Origin of the sequence: Actinotalea solisilvae (assembly GCF_016464425.1) — a bacterium.
GTDB classification, from domain to species: domain Bacteria; phylum Actinomycetota; class Actinomycetes; order Actinomycetales; family Cellulomonadaceae; genus Actinotalea; species Actinotalea solisilvae.
On the sequence record NZ_JADDKQ010000002.1, the window covers coordinates 134,256 to 151,450 of the forward strand.

The following is a 17,195-nucleotide window of genomic DNA, read 5'->3' on the forward strand; positions in this document are numbered from 1 at the left end:
CCATGCGCCTGGTCAAGCACGTCCACTCCTGCGTCGCCCTCGAGCACGACGGCCGCCGCCTCGTCGTCGACCCCGGGAGCTTCGGCTCCCAGGACGTGCTCACCGGCGCGCACGGCCTGCTCGTGACCCACGGCCACGTCGACCACCTCGACGTCGACGCGGTGCGCGCCGCGCTCGCGGACGACCCGGTGCTCGAGCTCCGCACCACCGCGCAGGTCGCCGACGCGCTCGGCGTGCCCGACCAGGTGCACGTCGTCGGGCCGGGCGACTCCTTCACGACCGCGGGCTTCGACGTGCGGGTGCTCGGCGAGCACCACGCCCCCATCCACCCCGAGGTCACCGCGCCCGCCAACGTCGGGTTCCTCGTCACCGCCGGCGGCACGTCGGTGTTCCACCCGGGCGACGCGCTCACGGTCCCCGACGTGCCCGTCGACGTCCTGCTCGTCCCCGTCTTCGGCCCGTGGACGCGCATGGCCGACCTCGTCGACTGGATCCGCGCCGTCCACCCCGACCGGGCGATCGCGATCCACGACGCAGGCGTGAGCGACGGCGTCGGCCAGGCGATGGTGACGAACTTCCTCGGTGACAAGGGCCCGGGGACAGGCGTGCCGTTCGTGCGCGTGCCGCCGGGGACCGTGGTGCCGCTCCCCTGACGCGCGTCAGCCCTCGTCGCCCTCCCCGAGGGGCGGGCGCGCCTGGAGGTCCCACACGCGGAAGACGACGCCGTTGGCCGTGCCGAGCAGGCGTCCCTGCATGCCCGTGACGCCCTCGACGAGCACGCGCGCCGGCGGGTGGCCCTCGATCGACGCGAGGTAGGCGCCGTGCGCCTCGAGCGACCGCACCGCCGCCTGCACCGGCTCGCCCGTGACGTCGACGCCGTGCGTCGGCCGGGTGTCGCCGGACGAGAGGACCCACCGGGGCGACCACGGCTCGAGCCCCTCGTCGAGCAGCTCGCGGAACACCCAGCGGTTGCCCGCGTCGCGCACCGCGTCGAGCGCCGCGAGGCCCGCGACGCGGTGGTCGGCCTGGTTGAGCCCCGCGACGAACTCGACGTCCCACGCGGTGACCACGACGGCGTCGGGGCGCGTGCGCCGGATCGCGCGCGCGATGTCCCGCCGCAGGTCGAGCGAGTAGACGAGCATCCCGTCCGGGTGCGCGAGGATCTCGATGTCGGTGACGCCGACCTCGCGGCCCGCGGCCAGCTGCTCGCCGTGGCGCAGCCGGGCCGCGTCCTCGGGCTCCGTCCCGTCCATCCCGGCCTCGCCGCGCGTGAGCAGGAGGTAGGAGACGTCGACGCCGCGCGACGTCCACACGGCGACCGCGGCCGAGGCGCCGTACTCGACGTCGTCGGGGTGGGCGACGACGCACAGGACGCGGCGGAAGGCGTCGTCGGGCAGCCGGGGCAGGGTCTCGCCGGGTCGTTGCGCCATGAGGTCCTCCAGAGCGGGCGGGGGTGCCGCGCGGGCGCCGGTGCCCGTGACGCGAGCGTAGCGAGGCCGCCGCGGTGCGCCCTGGGTGAACGCCGGGGTCGGGACGCCCGCGGCGGGGTTCTCATGGGGCGATGAGCCTCTCCCCCGACCACGCCGAGCGCGACGAGCCGGCCGGTCGCGACCGCGACGCGCTCGACGCCTACTCCTCGGCCGTCGTCCGCGTCGCCGAGCGCGTCCTCCCGGCGGTCGCGAGCCTGCTCGTCCGGACCCCGCTGGGCGCCGGCAGCGGCAGCGCGAGCGTCGTGACGACCGACGGCTACCTGCTCACGAGCGCGCACGTCGTCGAGGGCGCGGACCACGCCACCGCGACGTTCGGCGACGGCACCGAGACGCGGGCCGACGTCGTCGGCCGGGACGCGCTGAGCGACCTCGCCGTCCTGCTCGCGCGCGACGACGTCCCCCCGCCGGTCGAGCTCGGCGACGCGGCACGCCTGCGCGTCGGGCAGCTCGTCGTCGCGCTCGGCAACCCGCTCGGCCTCGCGGGCAGCGTCACGGCCGGCATCGTCTCCGCACTGGGGCGGTCGCTCCCCACGCGCGCCGGACGCGTCGTCGACGAGGTGATCCAGACCGACGCGGCCCTCAACCCCGGCAACAGCGGCGGCGTGCTCGCGGACAGCACCGGCCGGATGGTCGGGGTCAACACCGCCGTCGCGGGCATCGGGGTGGGCCTCGCGGTGCCCGTGAACGCGACGACGCAGGAGATCGTCGACACGCTCATGACGCACGGGCGCGTGCGGCGCGCCTGGCTGGGCATCGTCGGCGCGCAGGCGCCGCTCCCGCCCGACCTCGCCGCGCGCCTGGGGCGCCGGCACGGCCTGCGCGTCTCCGCCGTCGTGCCCGGGAGCCCGGCCGCGCTGGCGGGGCTGCGCCGCGGCGACGTCGTCGTCGCGGTCGACGGCGGCTCCGTCGCGACGAGCACCGCGGTCCAGCGGCTCATGGTCGAGGGCGCGATCGGGCGGCGGCTCGAGGTCACGGTGTGGCGCAACGGCGCGCTCGTCGACGTCGTCGCCGAGCCGCGCGAGCTCACGGACGCCTGACCGGCGCGACGTGCCCGCACGCGGTCCGTGCGGGCACGTCGTGCGCGGGGTGGACCGGCGCGCCCGACGCGTCACCCGCACGTAGGACCCGGATCCCGGTCCCGATCTCCTAGGCTCACCTCCCGTGACCACACGACCGACCGAGTCGGCCCGCATCAACCACTACTCCGAGAGCGTCCACTCCGTGCAGGGCCACGGGGTGCACACCGCGTTCACGGACCTCGTCGCAGCGCAGCGACGGCTCGGCCACCACGTGGGCGTCAACGAGGACTGGCGCGACGGGGTGCTGCACGTCCACACCGTCGGGCCCTCGAGCCTCGGGCGGATGCTGCGCCACCGCGGGCTGCGCGTCGTCTCCGCGCACGTGACGCCCGGCTCGCTGCGCGGCAGCCTCAACGGGGTGCGGCTCTACGGCGGCGTCTTCACCGCGTACCTGCGCAAGCTCTACGACGTCGCCGACGTCGTCATCGCCGTGAGCGACGCCGCGGCGGCCGAGGTCCGCGACATGGGCGTGAGCACGCCCGTCGTCGTCGTGCCGAACGCCGTGGTCACCCAGACGTTCCGCCCGACCGCCGAGGGCAGGGCGTCGGCGCGCGCCGACCTCGGCCTGGCCGCGGACGACTTCGCCGTGCTGAGCGTGGGCCAGCTCCAGCCGCGCAAGGGCGTCGAGGAGTTCGTCGAGTGCGCTCGGCGCATGCCCGACGTGCGCTTCATCTGGCTCGGCGACTGCCTCTTCGGCGCGCTCTCGGACGGCCGCGCGCGCATGCGCCGCGTCGTCGCCGAGGCCCCGCCCAACGTCCTCTTCGCCGGCCAGAAGACGCGCGAGGAGGTCGCGCGGCACTGCTGGGCGTCCGACGCGTTCTTCTTCCCGTCCCGGCACGAGACCTTCGGCATGGCGCCGGTCGAGGCCGCGTTCGCCGGGCTGCCGCTCGTGATGCGCGACCTGCCCGTGTTCACGGGCGTCTTCGGGTCCGACCAGGCCTTCCTCGGCGCGCCCGACGTCGACGGCTTCGTCGCCCACCTCGCCGCCCTGCGGGACGACCCGGCGCTCCGGCGGTCGGCGGCACGCCGCGCGGAGGCCGCCGTCGGCCGGTACGCGGGCGAGGCGATCGCCGAGCGCATGGTCGACCTCTACGACCACTGGACCGCGCACACGTCGCGCCGGCCGGTCCGCGTGCTGCTGCGCGAGGCCGTCCGGGGCTGAGCCCGCCCATGCGGTGCGACTACTTCGACGCGACCGTCTGCCGCTCGTGCGCCCTCATGGGGCAGCCGTACGAGGAGCAGCTCGCGGGCAAGGAGGCGCACTGCCGGCACCTGCTCGCCGAGCACCCGGCGCTCGCGTGGCTGCCGCCCGTGCGCAGCCCCGAGTCGGGGTTCCGGAACAAGGCCAAGATGGTCGTCGGCGGGACCGCGGACGCGCCGGCGGTCGGCATCCTCGACGCGACCGGACACGTCGTCGACCTGCGTCGCTGCGGGCTGCACACGCCCGCGATCCGCGCCGCGCTCCCCCGGCTGGCCGCGTTCGTGACCACGGCGCGCCTCGCGCCCTACGACGTCGCGTCGCGCCGCGGCGAGCTCAAGTACCTGCTCGTCACCGAGTCGCCCGACGGCGAGCTCATGGTGCGGTTCGTCTGCCGGTCCACCGAGCCGCTCGCCCGGCTGCGCAAGCACCTGCCGGCCCTGCTGGCCGAGGTGCCCGCGCTCCGCGTGGCGTCGCTCAACGTCCAGCCCGAGCACAAGGCGGTGCTCGAGGGCGACCGCGAGATCCCGCTGACGGCGCAGGAGTCCCTGCCCATGCGGCTGGACGACGTCGTCCTGCACCTGCGGCCGCAGAGCTTCTTCCAGACCAACACGACCGTCGCGCGCGCCGTGTACCGGCAGGCGCGGGAGTGGGTCGACGAGCTCGCGCCCCGGACGCTGTGGGACCTGTACTGCGGCGTCGGGGGCTTCGCGCTGCACTGCGCGGCTCCCGGGCGCGACGTCGTCGGCATCGAGACGAGCGTCGAGGCGGTCGCGAGCGCCGAGCAGAGCCGCGCGGAGGCCGGGCTCGCGGGCGTCCGGTTCGAGGCCGCGGACGCCACGGCGTTCGCGCTCGCGCACCCCGACGGCCCCGGCCTCGTCGTCGTCAACCCGCCGCGGCGCGGCATCGGTGCGGACCTGGCGGGCTGGCTCGAGGCGTCGACCGTGCAGCACGTCCTCTACTCGAGCTGCAACGCCGAGTCCCTCGCGCGCGACCTGCGCGCCATGCCGTCGCTCGTGCCCGTGCGCGGGCGCGTGCTCGACATGTTCCCCCAGACGACGCACTACGAGGTCGTGGTCCTGCTGCGCCGCGTGTCGGCGGCGGGCTCTACCGTGGCGGCGTGAGCGACCAGGCCCCGGGCGGCCCCACCGTGACCTTCGAGTTCGACGCGCCGCTGTGGCTCTGGTCGGCGCGCCAGGCCGACAGCTGGACCTTCGTGAGCCTGCCGACGGACGTGGCCGACGAGATCGCCGACGTCGCCGGCCCCGTCGAGCGCGGCTTCGGCTCGGTGCGCGTCGAGGTGCTCGTCGGGACGACGACGTGGCGGACGTCGATCTTCCCCAGCAGCTCGTCCGGGACCTACGTGCTCCCCGTGAAGAAGGCCGTCCGCAAGGCCGAGGGCGTCGAGGCGGGAGACACCGCGCACGTGACGCTGACGCTGGTCGACCTCTGAGAGGACCGCCGCCTCGACCGCGGTGCCGTCGCGGCTAGCATGCCGTCGTGGTCAGACCGACTGCCGCCCAGCGACCCGCCGGCCGCCGTGGCCTCGCCCTGGTCGGCGTGGCCGGCGCCCTCCTGTCCGCGGTCGGGGACGTCCTCATCCTCGGCCGGCCCAGCTCCGGCCGGGACTTCGACCGCGCCGCCGGTCGCGTCCCTCCGCACATCGACGCCGACGGCACGTGGCGGTCCTTGTGGAACGGGGCCGCCCTCCCTGTGCGTCGCATCCATACCGGGACGCTCGCCGGCTACGTCGGCATAGGCCTGCTGCAGTGGCGAGCTCTGCGGGGCCTCAGCCGAACGCTCCCCGCCGGACGTGAGCGTCGGATCGCCGAGGTGTCGGCGACCGTGTTCGCGGTCGCGGGCGTCCTCACCCACCAGTGCTGCGCCACGGTGATCCTGGCGTACAAGAAGGCGATGGACGAGGCCCTCGGGTCCGCCGACGACGTCCGCCGTGCGCCACGCTCCGTCACCCCGCTGCTGGCGATCAGCACCGCTGCGACGTTGGGCGCGCTCGCCGCCTACAGCGCCAGTCTGACGGTGGCCGCGCTGCGCCGCCGCGACTCCGCCGTCGCGTGGCAGTCGGTCGTGACGCCCCTGCCGCCGGTGATGGCGACGTTGCTGGGCTTCGGCGCTCTCCCGGCTCCGGTCGGCGGGTTCGCCCGTCCTGCGTCCATCAACATCGGCCTGGTGACGTACTTCGCCGTCACCGCCGCGTCGGGTCGGCGTCGGCGCGATCGACGCGCGGCGGGACCGACGGTCCCCTGAGGTCGATCTGGCGAACCCGGCTCGACGCACGCGCACGTGCCGACGGGCGGTCGTCGCCCTTACCGTGTGGGTCGTGGTGGTGGACGTCCGGAGGGCCGAGCTCGACGACCTGGATGCGATCCTCGCGTTCGCCGAGGCCGTGGTCCCGCTGCACTACACGCCGATCCTCGGGGAGCACGCGGCACGGGCGCAGCTGGCCTGGTGGTCGCGCGAGCGCATGGCGCCCGCCGTCGCGGCCGGCCGGGTGCACGTCGCCGCGACGCGTCGCGACGTCGTGGGCGTGTGCGAGACCGGTGAGCTCGACGGCGCCCAGGTGATCTGGAAGCTGTACCTCGCCCCGGAGCACCGGGGCCGGTCGCACGGGGTGGAGCTGCTCCGCCAGGCCGTCGCCGCGCTCCCGCCCGGTGCGCGCAGCGTCGACGTCGAGCACTTCGCCGGGAACACCCGGGCCGCGACGTTCTACGAACGCGAGGGCTTCGCGGTGGTCCGGACGCAGCCCGCCCCGCCGGGCGAGCCGCCGGGCAGCGCCGTGGTCTGGCGTCGACGCCACCTGGGGTGAACGACCCAGGGCGTGCGGGTCCGCGGCCACCGAGCCGCGCCCTCGCGGGTCGGCGTCGGCCGACGGGCGCCTCGCGGGCTAGCGTGACGCGGGTGGACCGACGACGGCTGGGCTGGCGGGCGGCGTACGAGGTGCTCGCGACCCAGGTGCGCCGGCCCGAGTGGGCGTTCATGAACTACGGCTACGCCCCGGCCGACGGCGAGCCGCCGCTGGCCCTCGATCCCGCCGACGAGCCGGACCGGCTCTCCATCGGCCTGTACGAGCGCACGCTCGCCGGCGCCGACCTCACGGGCCGGGACGTGCTCGAGGTCGGCTCAGGCCGTGGCGGCGGGGCGCAGTGGGTCGCGCGCCGCCACCGGCCGCGCCGCACGGTCGGCCTCGACTTCTCCGCCGCGGCCGTCGCGCTGAGCGCACGGCACCGGCGTGCGCCCGGCCTGGACTTCGTGCGCGGGGACGCGGAGGCCATGCCGTTCCCGGACGCGTCGTTCGACGTCGTGCTCAACGTCGAGTCCTCGCACTGCTACGGGTCCGTGCCCGCCTTCATGGCCGAGGTCCGCCGCGTCCTGCGGCCCGGCGGGACGTTCTGCTGGGCCGACTTCCGCCCCGCCGACGCCGTCGGCCCCACCCTCGACGCGCTGCGCGCGAGCGGGCTGTCCCTCACGGCGCACGACGACGTCACGCCACAGGTCGTCGCGGCGCTCCGGGCCGACGACGCCCGCAAGGCGCGCCTCCTCGCGACCTGGCTCCCCCGCGTCGCGCACCCGCTCATGCGGCGGTTCGCGGCGATGGAGGGCTCCCGCGGCTTCGAGGCGTTCGCCACCGGACGCACCCGCTACCTCGTCGCCCGCCTCGACGCCCCGCCCGCCTGACGCCCGGGCCCGGACAGCCCGCTGACACCCCGGGGCGCGGGGCCCTACCGTGGCCGGATGGCCGAGCACGCCGTCCCGATCCTGCCGAGCCGCGACCTGCGCGAGACGCTCGCGTTCTACGAGCGGCTCGGCTTCGAGAACCGCGGCGCGCCGCCCGAGGAGTGGGACTACCTCATCGTCGGCCGCGGCGACGTGATGCTCCACTTCACGGCGATGCCCGACGTCGACCCGCTCACCACCGCGGCCATGTGCTTCGTCTACGTCGACGACGCCGACGCCGTGCACGCCGCGTGGGAAAGCCGCGTGACCCCGGACCCGGCCACCGGCAGCCGGCTCGTCCCGCCCGTCGACACCGACTACGGCATGCGCGAGCTCGCGGTGGTCGACCCGAGCGGCAACCTCGTGCGGGTGGGCTCGCCGCTGCGCCCCGGGGCTCCCACCTAGGCTGTGCCGGTGCCCGACGCCGTCGACCGCCGGGGCCGCCTGGGCCCCGCGTTCACCAACCTCTTCACCGCGAACCTCGCGTCGAGCCTCGCCGACGGCATCGCGCGCGTCGCGGCTCCGCTGCTCGCCGCCCGGCTCACCGACGACCCGCTGCTGGTCGCCGGCATCGCGGCGGCCGCGCTGCTCCCGTGGCTGCTCTTCGCGATCCCCGCCGGCATCCTCGTCGACCGCATCGACCGGCGGCACGCCCTCGCCCTCGCGAGCGCCGTCCGCACGGTCCTCGCCCTCGGCCTCGTCGTCCTCGTCGCGACCGACACACTGACCATCTGGTGGCTCTACGCCGTCGTCTTCGTCTACGGCGCGTTCGAGACGGTCTACGACGGCGCCATCCGCGCCGTCGTCCCGAGCGTCGTCGCGCGGCCCGACCTGCACCGCGCCAACTCGCGGATCGAGGCCGGCGAGCAGGTGCTCCAGAACTTCGTCGCGGGACCGCTGACGTCCTGGCTGCTCGCGGCCGCGGTGCTGGTCCCGCTCGGCCTCAACACGGCCCTGTTCGCCGTCGGCGCCGTGCTCGCGTTCCTCCTCCCGACGGCGGCCGCGGGCACCCACCGCGAGGCCGCGGCCGACGCGCCGCAGGTGCCCTGGCACCGTCAGCTCGCCGACGGCCTGCACTTCATCCTCGGCCACCGGCAGCTGCGGACCCTGTGGTTCCTCAGCACGTTCACGGGCCTGTGCTACTCGGCGGGCCAGGCCACGTGGGTCCTCTTCGTGCTCGACCGGCTCGCCGTGCCCGAGGCGTGGTTCGGGACGTTCATGCTCGCGGGCGCCGTCGGTGGGCTCCTCGGCACCGTCGTCGTCGGGCGGGCCAGGGACGCGCTCGGCGCGGGCACCGTCATGGCCGTCGCCAACCTCGTCGCGTGCCTCGCGCTCGTCGCGGTCGGCGCCGTGCCGGTCGTCGTCGTAGCGGCCGCCGGGCTCGCGGTCAGCGCGGGCGCGATCACCGTGTGGAACGTCCTCGTCATGTCGCTGCGGCAGGCCCTCATCCCGAGCGCGATGCTCGGGCGCGTCCACGGCACGTGGCGCACGCTCCTGTGGGGCACGATGCCGCTCGGCGCCGTCCTCGGCGGGCTGCTCGGTCGCGTCGACCTCACGACGCCCATGCTCGTCGGCGGGGGCGCGGCGGCGGTCGCCGCGCTCGGGTGGTTCCGGTTCCTCACCACGCTCCCCGACCCCGCGGACCTCCCCGAGGAGACGACGCCCGGCCCGGCCGCCGAGACCGCGCCCGGCGCGGTGCTGCCCGACTAGCTGGGCTGCGCGCGCCGAGCGGGCCGACGCGCCCTACCGTCGAGCGATGGACACCGACGTGCTCGTCCTCGGAGCGGGTCTCGCCGGGCTCGCGTGCGCCCGGGCGCTGCGGGACCGTGGCTACGCGGTGCAGGTCCTCGAGGCCGCGGACGACGTCGGGGGCCGCGTGCGCAGCGAGCGCGTCGACGGCTTCACGGTCGACCGCGGCTTCCAGGTGCTCAACCCCGCGTACCCCGCGGTGCGGCGACTCGTCGACGTCGACGCGCTCGACCTCCGGGCGATGTTCGCGGGCGTGCTCGTGCGCCGCGCGGACCGGCTCGCGGTGCTCGCGGACCCGCGTCGCGAGCCCGCGCACCTGCTCGCGACGCTGCGCAGCGGCTACACCGACGTGCGCGAGCTGCTCGCGCTCGCCGCGTGGGCCGCGCCGGCGCTCGGCCCCGTGCGGGCGCTGCTCGGCCGGGCCGACGCCGCGCGCGGCGCGACCCTGCGCGGGTACGGGGCCGACGGCGCGCTGCGGCACGAGGTCCTCGAGCCGTTCCTCGCGGGCGTCATCGCCGAGGACGACGGCAGCACGTCGACGACGTTCACCCGGCTGGTCCTGCGGTCCTTCGCCCTGGGCACCCCGGGGGTCCCGGCCGCGGGCATGGGCGCCGTGCCGCGGCAGCTCGCCCAGGGGCTCGACGTCGCGACGGACGTCCGGGTGGAGCGCGTGGAGCCGACGTCGGGCGGGCACCGGGTGCGCACGACGGCCGGCGACCGCACGGCGCGCGCCGTCGTCGTGGCGACGGACCCGCGCACGGCGGCGGAGCTCGCCGGGCTGCCCGCGCCGCGGATGAAGGGCCTGGTGACGCACTGGTTCGCGACCGACGAGGCGCCGTCGGACCTCGGCGCGACCGCGGTCGACGGACGCCGCGCGGGCCCCGTCGTCAACGCGGCCGTGATGACCGCGGCGGCGCCGTCGTACGCGCCGCCGGGGCAGCACCTCGTCCAGGCGACGTGCCTGCTGGGACCGCGCCACCCCGAGCCCGCGTCTGGGGACGTCCGCCGGCACGCGGGCGAGATCTTCGGCGTGGGCACGTCCGGCTGGCGCGAGGTCGCGCGCACGGCCGTGCCCGACGCGCTCCCCGCGCAGCCCCCGCCCCTGCACGTCCGGCACGCCGTCGCGCTCGGCGGTGGGCTGTTCGTCTGCGGCGACCACGTCGACACGGCGTCGCAGCAGGGCGCGCTCGTCTCGGGGCGGCGGGCCGCGCGGGCGGTGCACCGCCGGCTCGGCCCCGCGTGACCCGCGCGGCGCGCTAGCGTCGGCACGTGACCGAGCCGACCGACCTCACCTCGTCCCTCCTCGCCGAGGCGCGCGCGCTCGCACCCGAGCTCGCCGCGCTGCGTCACGACCTGCACCGCATCCCCGAGCTCGGCCTCGACCTGCCGCTCACGCAGGCCCGCCTGCTCGAGGCGCTCGAGGGGCTCGGCCTCGAGGTGACGACGGGCACCGGGCTCAGCTCGGTCACGGCGGTGCTGCGCGGGGCGCGGCCCGGACCCGCCGTCCTGCTCCGCGGCGACATGGACGCGCTGCCCGTCACCGAGGACTCGGGCGAGGCGTTCACGAGCGAGCACGAGGGCCTCATGCACGCGTGCGGCCACGACCTGCACGTCGCGGGCCTCGTGGGCGCCGCGCGGCTGCTCGCCTCCCGCCGCGAGGACATCGCGGGGGCGGTCGTCCTCATGTTCCAGCCGGGCGAGGAGGGCCAGCACGGCGCACGGGTCATGATCGACGAGGGTGTGCTCGACGCCGCGGGCGAGCGGGTCGTCGCCGCGTACGGGGTGCACGTCATCTCCTCGCTGGTGCCCACGGGTGCGGTCACCGGGCGCCCCGGGACGGCGATGGCGGCCGCCGACCAGATGTACGTGCGCGTCCACGGGCGCGGCGGCCACGGCTCGACGCCGCACCTCGCGGCCGACCCCGTCACGGCGGCCGCGGAGATCGTCCTCGCGCTCCAGACCGCCGTGACGCGGCAGTTCGACGCGCACGACCCCGTGGTCGTCTCGGTGGGCCGCCTCGCCGCGGGCACCATCGACAACGTCATCCCTGAGACCGCCGAGCTCGACGCGACCATCCGCACGTTCTCCCCCGAGCACCACGCGGTCGTCCCCGAGCGCCTCACGCGCGTCGTCGAGCACGTCGCCGCCGCGCACGGGCTGACCGCCGAGGTCGACTACGTGCGCGGCTACCCCGTCACGGTCAACGACGCCGACGAGCTCGAGCGCGCCGCGCGGCTCACGCGCACCGTGATCGGCCCCGACGCGTGGCTGCCCGCGCCGCGTCCCGTCTCGGGCGCGGAGGACTTCTCCTACGTGCTCGAGCAGGTGCCGGGGGCGTACGTGTTCGTCGGCGCGACGCCGGCGGGCGTCGACCCCGCCACCGCGCCCTACAACCACGCCGCCCAGGCCCGCTTCGACGACGACGCCCTGCCCGTCTCGGCCGCCCTGCTCGCCGCGCTCGCGCTGGACCGCCTCGCGGAGGGCTGAGCGTCCGGCCGGGCGTGCGTCGTCGCCCGCCCGGCCGCCCGTAGCCTGTCGCCGTGGACGTCGCGGAGCTCGGTGACCTGGTCCCCGGCTTCGTGCGCGCCATCGACCTCGTGGGCGTGTTCCTCAACGGCGTGCTCGGCGGGACGATCGCGCGCCAGCGCCGGTTCGACCTCGTGGGGTTCGCGATCCTCGCGATCGTCTCGGCGCTCGGCGGCGGCATGCTGCGCGACACCCTGCTCCAGGCCGGCCCGCCCGTCGCGCTCACGGACCCGCTCTACCTCACGACGGCGCTCGCGGGCGCGGTCGTCGCGTTCGTCGTGCACCTCGAGGGCCGGTGGTGGAACCGGACCTACCTCGTGGGGGACGCCGTCGTGCTGGGGTGCTGGGCGGCGACGGGCGCGACCAAGGCGCTCGCGGCCGGCCTCGGCGCCCTGCCGGCGGTGCTCCTCGGCGTGACGACCGCCGTCGGCGGCGGGATGATCCGCGACGTCGTCGTGGGCCGCGTGCCCGCGGTCTTCGGCGGCAACACCCTCTACGCGACGTCCGCGGTGTTCGCGTGCCTCGTGACGATCGCGCTGCACCGCGCGGGCCTCGAGACGCTCGGGATGCTCGCGGCGATCGTCGTCGGCTCCGGCGTGAGCATCCTCGCGCGGTGGCGGTCGTGGACCCTGCCCGACGCCGACGCGGTGCGCCTGCGCGCGCGGCGGCCGCGGCACGGTCCGCCGCCGCCGGCCGCCTGACGGGACCCAGGTCTCACGCGCCGCGCCGCCGGCCGGTGCGACGCTCGAGGGATGAGGCAGCCGCGCCCCGTGGAGCGCCTCGGGCCGGGCGACGTCGTGCAGCTCGTCACCGACGTCGGGCCCGTCCCGATGAACGTCGGCGCCCTGCTGCGCCTCGGGCCGGGGGCGTCCACGACCGCCGACGTCGTCGTGGCGCTCTCCGCGCGCGCCGCCTCCGTCCCGCGGCTGGGCCAGGTCGTCGCGACCCCGCCGCCGGGCCTCGGCCGGCCCTACTGGGTGGATGCACCCGCCGGCGCGCCGCCCGTGGGGGTCCGGCGCCTGGCGGGCGTCGACGGCCTGCTCGACGCCGCGGTCGACGCGGTGACGACCCCGCTGCCGTGGGACCGGCCGCCGTGGCGCGCGCTCGTGCTCGAGGTCGACGGGCGCCCCGCGGGCGTCGTCGTGGCGCTGCACCACGTGCTCGCCGACGGCGTCGCGGGCCTCGGCCTGCTCGCTGCGCTCGCGGACCCCGCGGGCCCGCCCGACGCGCGCGCGGCCACACCTCCTCCCGGGCGGCGCGGCGACCCGCCGCCGACACGCCGCGACCTGCTCCTCGACGTCCTCGCCGCGCACCGCGCGCGGCTCCGGTCGCTCGCCCGCGCGCCCGCGCGTCTGCGGTCGGCGCGGGCCGAGCTGCTCGGCGGCACCGGGCGCGCGCCCGCGTGCTCGCTCAACGCGCGCACGGGGCCGCGTCGCCGCGCCGCGACGGTGGACGTCGACCTCGCGGCGGTCCGGCGGGCGGCACGCGCCGCGGGGGCCACGGTCAACGACGCGCTCCTGGTGGCGACCACCGGGGCCCTCGGTCGCCTCCTCGCGGACCGCGGCGAGGCCGTGCCGGCGCTCGTCGTGTCCGTCCCCGTGGCGGCGCGCCGGGACGACGCGTCGGGGGCGATGGGCAACCTCGTCGGCGTCATGCCGGTCCGCGTGGACCTGGCCGGTACCCCGGTCGCGCGCCTCGCTGCCGTCGCGCGCGACACGCGCGCCCGCCGGGGCGCCGCGCGCGGGGCGTCGACGGCGCTCGTCGCCCCGCTCTTCCGCGCTCTCGCGGCCGTGGGGCTGTTCCGCCCGTTCGTCGAGCGGCAGCGCCTGGTCAGCACGTTCCTCACCAACGTCGCCGGCCCGGCGGTGCCGCTGCGGCTCGCCGGCCGGACCGTGACAGGGGTGACGCCCCTGACCGTCACCGCGGGAAACGTCGGCGTCGCGTTCGCGGCGCTCTCCTACGCGGGCCGCCTCGGGGTCACGGTCGTCACCGACCCCGACGTCGTGCCCGAGCTGGCGCGCCTGGCCGACCACCTCGACGCCGAGCTCGGTGCTCTCACGGGCGCGGCGAGCGCGGTGCGGTAGCCCCCGCCACGTCCGACGTCGCGCCCGCGGGCGGTCCGGCCGCTGCCCGGCCGCGCGCGCGACGCAGCGCGACCACGACGACGAGCGGCCACAGCGCCTGCGCTCCCGCCACGAGCCGCTCCGTGAGGCCGGTCGCGGCGCCGCCGTCGGGCGTGAGCCCCTGCAGCTCGAGGACGAAGAGCACCAGGAGCGCCGTGAGCACGGTGGCCGCACCGACGCCCACGGCCGGGCGCAGCACCGGCGGCCGAGCCCTCGCTGCCCGGCGCCACGCGAGCGCGGGCCACAGGGCGAGCGCGCCGAACCCGATCCCGGCGGCCACGCCGTGCGCGTGCGACGCGACGTCGACCGGGAGCGCCGCGACCGCGAGCGTCGCGAGCCCGCCGACCGCGTGCAGCACGCGCGCGGGCAGCGGCACGGCCCGCAGCCCGGCCGCCGTGAGCACGTGGGCGATTCCCGTCGCCGCGAGGCCGACGGTCATCACCCACGGCTGCGCCGCGTCCGTGGCGGCGAGCGCGCTGATCGTCTCGAGGACCGGGTCGAAGCCGTCCTGGAGCGCCTCGGCGAGCGTCCAGCCGCCGATCATCGCGACCGGGGCGGCGAGCGCGGGCGCGAGCACCCACGAGGCGACGTCGTCGCGCGCGGTCGTCCCCCTGGGCGCGGTCATCCCCCGTAGGGCAGCACGGGGCGGCCCGGCACCGGCACGCGCAGGCGGAACACGGCGCCCGCCTCGGGCTCGGGGTCGTCGAGGTCCTCGCGCGACGTCGTCACGTAGAGGTCGCGCAGGTCCGGGCCGCCGAGGGCGCACGCGGTGACGAGCCGGACGGGCAGGTCGACCTCGTCGAGGATCTCCGCGTCCGGCGAGTAGCAGCGCACGCGGCCGACCGCGTTGAGCGCGACCCAGACGTTGCCGGCCGAGTCGACCGTGAGGCCGTCGGGGCGGCCGTCGTCGCCGCTCGCGAAGACGCGGCGGTTCGTCAGCTCGCCGTCGACGACGTCGAAGACGTCGGTCGTGCCGGTCTGCGTGTCGTCGTAGTACGCGCGCGTGCCGTCGGGCGAGAAGTCGATGCCGTTGGAGATGGTGACGTGCGGGAGCACCACGCTCGTGCTGCCGTCCGGGGCGACGCGCTGCAGGCTCGCGCCGCCCTCCGCGCGGTCGTACCGCATGGAGCCGACGTAGAGGTTGCCCGCCGGGTCGCAGCCGGCCTCGTTCATGCGCAGGCCGGGGTCGGTCCACATCGGCGGCAGGACGCGCGGCACGTCGTCCGGGCCGTCCGCGAGCCCGAGCCCGCGCTCGAGGCCGACGACCCAGCCGCCGTCGCGCCGTGGCCGGACGAACGCGGCGACGTCGCCCACGTGCAGGCGCGTGACCGAGCCGTCGTCGTGCACGGTGCAGACGTCGCCCGCGAGCATGTCGACGAACCGCAGCCCGCCCCAGGACGGCGACCAGACCGGTCCCTCCCCGTGGTAGGCGACGGCGTCGGTGACCTGCTCGAGTCGGCTCATGGCCTTGATCGTGCCCGGTCGGGCGACGTGCTGCACGACGTCGAGGCGGTTGCTGCCCGTCAGGTCGTGGCCGGCTCGTCGCCCTGGTCGGACGAGCCGCTGCGCGCCCGCACGTGCATGCGCTCGCCCTGCGGACCGAAGAGCGTCAGCACCTCGGCGTCACGGGGGCCGGGGTTGCCGATCCAGTGCGGCAGCCGCGTGTCGAACTCGGCCACCTCGCCGTCGCGGAGGACGAGGTCGTGGTCGCCGAGCAGGAGCCGGATGCGGCCGGAGAGGACGTAGAGCCACTCGTGGCCCTCGTGCGTGCGGAGCCTCGGTTCGTCGGTCGAGGGCGGGACGATCATCTTGTAGGCCCGCTGGCCGCCGGGGCGGCGTGTGAGCGGGACGAACGTGCGGCCCGCCCGGACGAACGGCCGCGCGTGCACGCGCGGGTCGCCCGTCACCGGGGCGTCGACCAGCTCGTCGAGCTGGACGCCGTGCTCGCGCGCGAGCGGCAGCAGGAGCTCGAGCGTCGGCCGCCGCAGGCCGGACTCGAGTCGGGACAGGGTGCTCACCGAGATCCCGGTCGCGGACGAGAGCTCGGCGAGCGTCACGTCGCGGCGCTGCCGCAGGTCCTTGAGGCGGGGCCCGACGCCGCGGAGGACGTCCTCGAGCGTGCCGGTCGAGGCGTCCGGGTCGGTGCCGGCGCGGCGGCCGGCGGCGGCGTGGTCGGGGTGCGAGGCCATGGACTCATTTGCCGCTCTGGCAAGGACGCTTGTCAACTCGGCAGGGCGGTGGTGTCGTCCCGTCATGAGCGACGACGAGGAGACGACGATGGACGAGACGTACGACGTGGTGGTGGTCGGTGGCGGGGCGGCGGGCCTGAGCGGGGCGCTGTGCCTGGCACGCGCACGGCGGTCGGTCCTGGTGGTGGACGACGCGACCCCGCGCAACGCGCGGGCCGGGCACGTGCACAACTTCCTCACCCGCGACGGCACGCCGCCCGCCGAGCTGGTCGCGATCGGGCGCGCCGAGGCCGCGGGGTACGGAGCGGCGTTCCGCGACGCGACCGCGACGGCGGTCGAGGCCGTGGCGCCGGGGGGCGACCGCGCGGCCCGCTTCGCGCTCACGCTCTCGGACGGGTCCCGCGTCGCGGCGCGGCGCCTGCTCGTGACGACCGGGCTCGCCGACGAGCTGCCCGACGTCGAGGGGCTCGCGGACCACTGGGGCAGCTCCGTGCTCCACTGCCCGTTCTGCCACGGCTGGGAGGTGCGCGACCGGCCGGTGGCCGTCGTCTCCTCCGGGCCCCTCACGGCGCACCAGGCGCTCCTGTGGTCGCACTGGACGTCGGACCTCACCGTCATCGGGCCCGTCGCGCAGGACCGCGTCGAGGAGCTCGAGGCGCGCGGCGTGACGCTGGTCCCCGGCGAGGCGGTGGCGGTGGTGGAGGACGACGGTCGCCTCGTCGGCCTCCGCCTGCGCGACGGGTCGGTGGTGGCGTGCGAGGCGGTCGTGGTCGCGGCGCGCGCCATGGCCCGGTCGGCGCTGCTGGACCAGCTCGGCGTGCCGACGCAGGACCTCGTGGTCGAGGGCGAGGCGGTCGGTCGGTTCGTCACCGCCGGGGCGGACGGCGCGACCGAGGTCGACGGGGTCTGGGTCGCGGGCAACGTGGCCGACCCGCGCGCCCAGGTCATCACGTCCGCCGCAGCAGGCCTCACCGCGGGCGCCGCGATCACGTTCGACCTGCTCGCGGAGGAGACCCGGCACGCGGTCGCCGCGCGGCGGGCGTCCGCGGCAGCGGCGGTCGCCCAGGGCTGAGCGTCGGCGGCGCCGGTCCGCCCGGGCGCACGCCGGC

19 protein-coding genes are annotated in these 17,195 nt (G+C 76.8%); 15 read left to right on the forward strand and 4 right to left on the reverse strand.

Annotated features, from left to right (window positions below; all coding sequences use genetic code 11):
* Nucleotides 1-2: 2 nt before the first annotated feature.
* Entirely contained in the window at nucleotides 3-653 is a 651-nt protein-coding gene (locus JIG38_RS03085; protein ID WP_199422120.1) for an MBL fold metallo-hydrolase, read from the forward strand.
* 6 nt (nucleotides 654-659) lie between these two features.
* Here the strand turns inward: JIG38_RS03085 and JIG38_RS03090 are convergent, their stop codons facing one another.
* Nucleotides 660-1,430 (reverse strand): PIG-L deacetylase family protein, encoded by a 771-nt coding sequence (locus JIG38_RS03090; RefSeq protein WP_199422122.1) that lies wholly within the window; start codon nucleotides 1,428-1,430, stop codon nucleotides 660-662.
* Between the two features lie 131 nt (nucleotides 1,431-1,561).
* On the opposite strand from JIG38_RS03090, the gene JIG38_RS03095 reads away from it, so the two are divergent.
* The 13 genes from JIG38_RS03095 (at nucleotide 1,562) to JIG38_RS03155 (ending at nucleotide 13,858) form a co-directional block, all read left to right on the forward strand.
* Nucleotides 1,562-2,527 (forward strand): S1C family serine protease, encoded by a 966-nt coding sequence (locus tag JIG38_RS03095; protein ID WP_199422124.1) that lies wholly within the window; start codon nucleotides 1,562-1,564, stop codon nucleotides 2,525-2,527.
* A 124-nt stretch (nucleotides 2,528-2,651) separates the two neighbouring features.
* On the forward strand, nucleotides 2,652-3,731 hold the full coding sequence (locus JIG38_RS03100) for a glycosyltransferase family 4 protein (RefSeq protein ID WP_199422126.1): 1,080 nt from the start codon (nucleotides 2,652-2,654) through the stop codon (nucleotides 3,729-3,731).
* A gap of 8 nt (nucleotides 3,732-3,739) precedes the next feature.
* Nucleotides 3,740-4,891 (forward strand): 23S rRNA (uracil(747)-C(5))-methyltransferase RlmC, encoded by a 1,152-nt coding sequence (gene rlmC / locus JIG38_RS03105; RefSeq protein WP_199422128.1) that lies wholly within the window; start codon nucleotides 3,740-3,742, stop codon nucleotides 4,889-4,891.
* Nucleotides 4,888-5,220 (forward strand): DUF1905 domain-containing protein, encoded by a 333-nt coding sequence (locus tag JIG38_RS03110; protein WP_307844516.1) that lies wholly within the window; start codon nucleotides 4,888-4,890, stop codon nucleotides 5,218-5,220. The genes rlmC and JIG38_RS03110 overlap by 4 nt, the downstream gene beginning before the upstream one ends.
* 47 nt (nucleotides 5,221-5,267) lie before the next feature.
* A complete protein-coding gene (locus JIG38_RS03115) occupies nucleotides 5,268-6,032 on the forward strand; it encodes a DUF6796 family protein (protein ID WP_199422130.1) in 765 nt (254 codons plus the stop codon).
* A 73-nt stretch (nucleotides 6,033-6,105) separates the two neighbouring features.
* The gene (locus tag JIG38_RS03120; RefSeq protein ID WP_199422131.1) at nucleotides 6,106-6,591 is read left to right on the forward strand and encodes a GNAT family N-acetyltransferase; all 486 of its coding nucleotides are present in this window, start codon (nucleotides 6,106-6,108) and stop codon (nucleotides 6,589-6,591) included.
* A gap of 92 nt (nucleotides 6,592-6,683) precedes the next feature.
* A complete protein-coding gene (locus JIG38_RS03125; protein ID WP_307844517.1) occupies nucleotides 6,684-7,460 on the forward strand; it encodes a class I SAM-dependent methyltransferase in 777 nt (258 codons plus the stop codon).
* 57 nt (nucleotides 7,461-7,517) lie between these two features.
* Nucleotides 7,518-7,904, forward strand: a complete 387-nt coding sequence (locus JIG38_RS03130; protein ID WP_199422133.1) for a bleomycin resistance protein — start codon at nucleotides 7,518-7,520, stop codon at nucleotides 7,902-7,904.
* A gap of 9 nt (nucleotides 7,905-7,913) precedes the next feature.
* The gene (locus JIG38_RS03135; RefSeq protein WP_199422135.1) at nucleotides 7,914-9,209 is read left to right on the forward strand and encodes an MFS transporter; all 1,296 of its coding nucleotides are present in this window, start codon (nucleotides 7,914-7,916) and stop codon (nucleotides 9,207-9,209) included.
* Between the two features lie 46 nt (nucleotides 9,210-9,255).
* Nucleotides 9,256-10,491, forward strand: a complete 1,236-nt coding sequence (locus JIG38_RS03140) for an NAD(P)/FAD-dependent oxidoreductase (RefSeq protein ID WP_199422137.1) — start codon at nucleotides 9,256-9,258, stop codon at nucleotides 10,489-10,491.
* 26 nt (nucleotides 10,492-10,517) lie between these two features.
* The gene (locus JIG38_RS03145; protein WP_199422139.1) at nucleotides 10,518-11,735 is read left to right on the forward strand and encodes a M20 metallopeptidase family protein; all 1,218 of its coding nucleotides are present in this window, start codon (nucleotides 10,518-10,520) and stop codon (nucleotides 11,733-11,735) included.
* Between the two features lie 53 nt (nucleotides 11,736-11,788).
* Complete coding sequence (locus JIG38_RS03150; RefSeq protein WP_199422141.1) at nucleotides 11,789-12,475, forward strand: trimeric intracellular cation channel family protein; 687 nt, start codon at nucleotides 11,789-11,791, stop codon at nucleotides 12,473-12,475.
* Nucleotides 12,476-12,526: 51 nt separating this feature from the next.
* Nucleotides 12,527-13,858 (forward strand): wax ester/triacylglycerol synthase domain-containing protein, encoded by a 1,332-nt coding sequence (locus tag JIG38_RS03155; protein WP_199422143.1) that lies wholly within the window; start codon nucleotides 12,527-12,529, stop codon nucleotides 13,856-13,858.
* Here the strand turns inward: JIG38_RS03155 and JIG38_RS03160 are convergent.
* The 3 genes from JIG38_RS03160 to JIG38_RS03170 are packed head-to-tail and all read right to left on the reverse strand — an operon-like array spanning nucleotide 13,830 to nucleotide 16,086.
* Complete coding sequence (locus JIG38_RS03160; RefSeq protein ID WP_199422145.1) at nucleotides 13,830-14,522, reverse strand: DUF998 domain-containing protein; 693 nt, start codon at nucleotides 14,520-14,522, stop codon at nucleotides 13,830-13,832. The two genes, JIG38_RS03155 and JIG38_RS03160, sit on opposite strands and share 29 nt — an antisense overlap.
* Nucleotides 14,519-15,361 (reverse strand): SMP-30/gluconolactonase/LRE family protein, encoded by an 843-nt coding sequence (locus JIG38_RS03165; RefSeq protein WP_199422147.1) that lies wholly within the window; start codon nucleotides 15,359-15,361, stop codon nucleotides 14,519-14,521. The genes JIG38_RS03160 and JIG38_RS03165 overlap by 4 nt, the downstream gene beginning before the upstream one ends.
* A gap of 59 nt (nucleotides 15,362-15,420) precedes the next feature.
* Entirely contained in the window at nucleotides 15,421-16,086 is a 666-nt protein-coding gene (locus tag JIG38_RS03170; RefSeq protein WP_199422149.1) for a helix-turn-helix domain-containing protein, read from the reverse strand.
* 64 nt (nucleotides 16,087-16,150) lie between these two features.
* On the opposite strand from JIG38_RS03170, the gene JIG38_RS03175 reads away from it, so the two are divergent.
* On the forward strand, nucleotides 16,151-17,158 hold the full coding sequence (locus tag JIG38_RS03175; RefSeq protein WP_233404342.1) for an NAD(P)/FAD-dependent oxidoreductase: 1,008 nt from the start codon (nucleotides 16,151-16,153) through the stop codon (nucleotides 17,156-17,158).
* The last annotated feature ends 37 nt before the right edge of the window (nucleotides 17,159-17,195 follow it).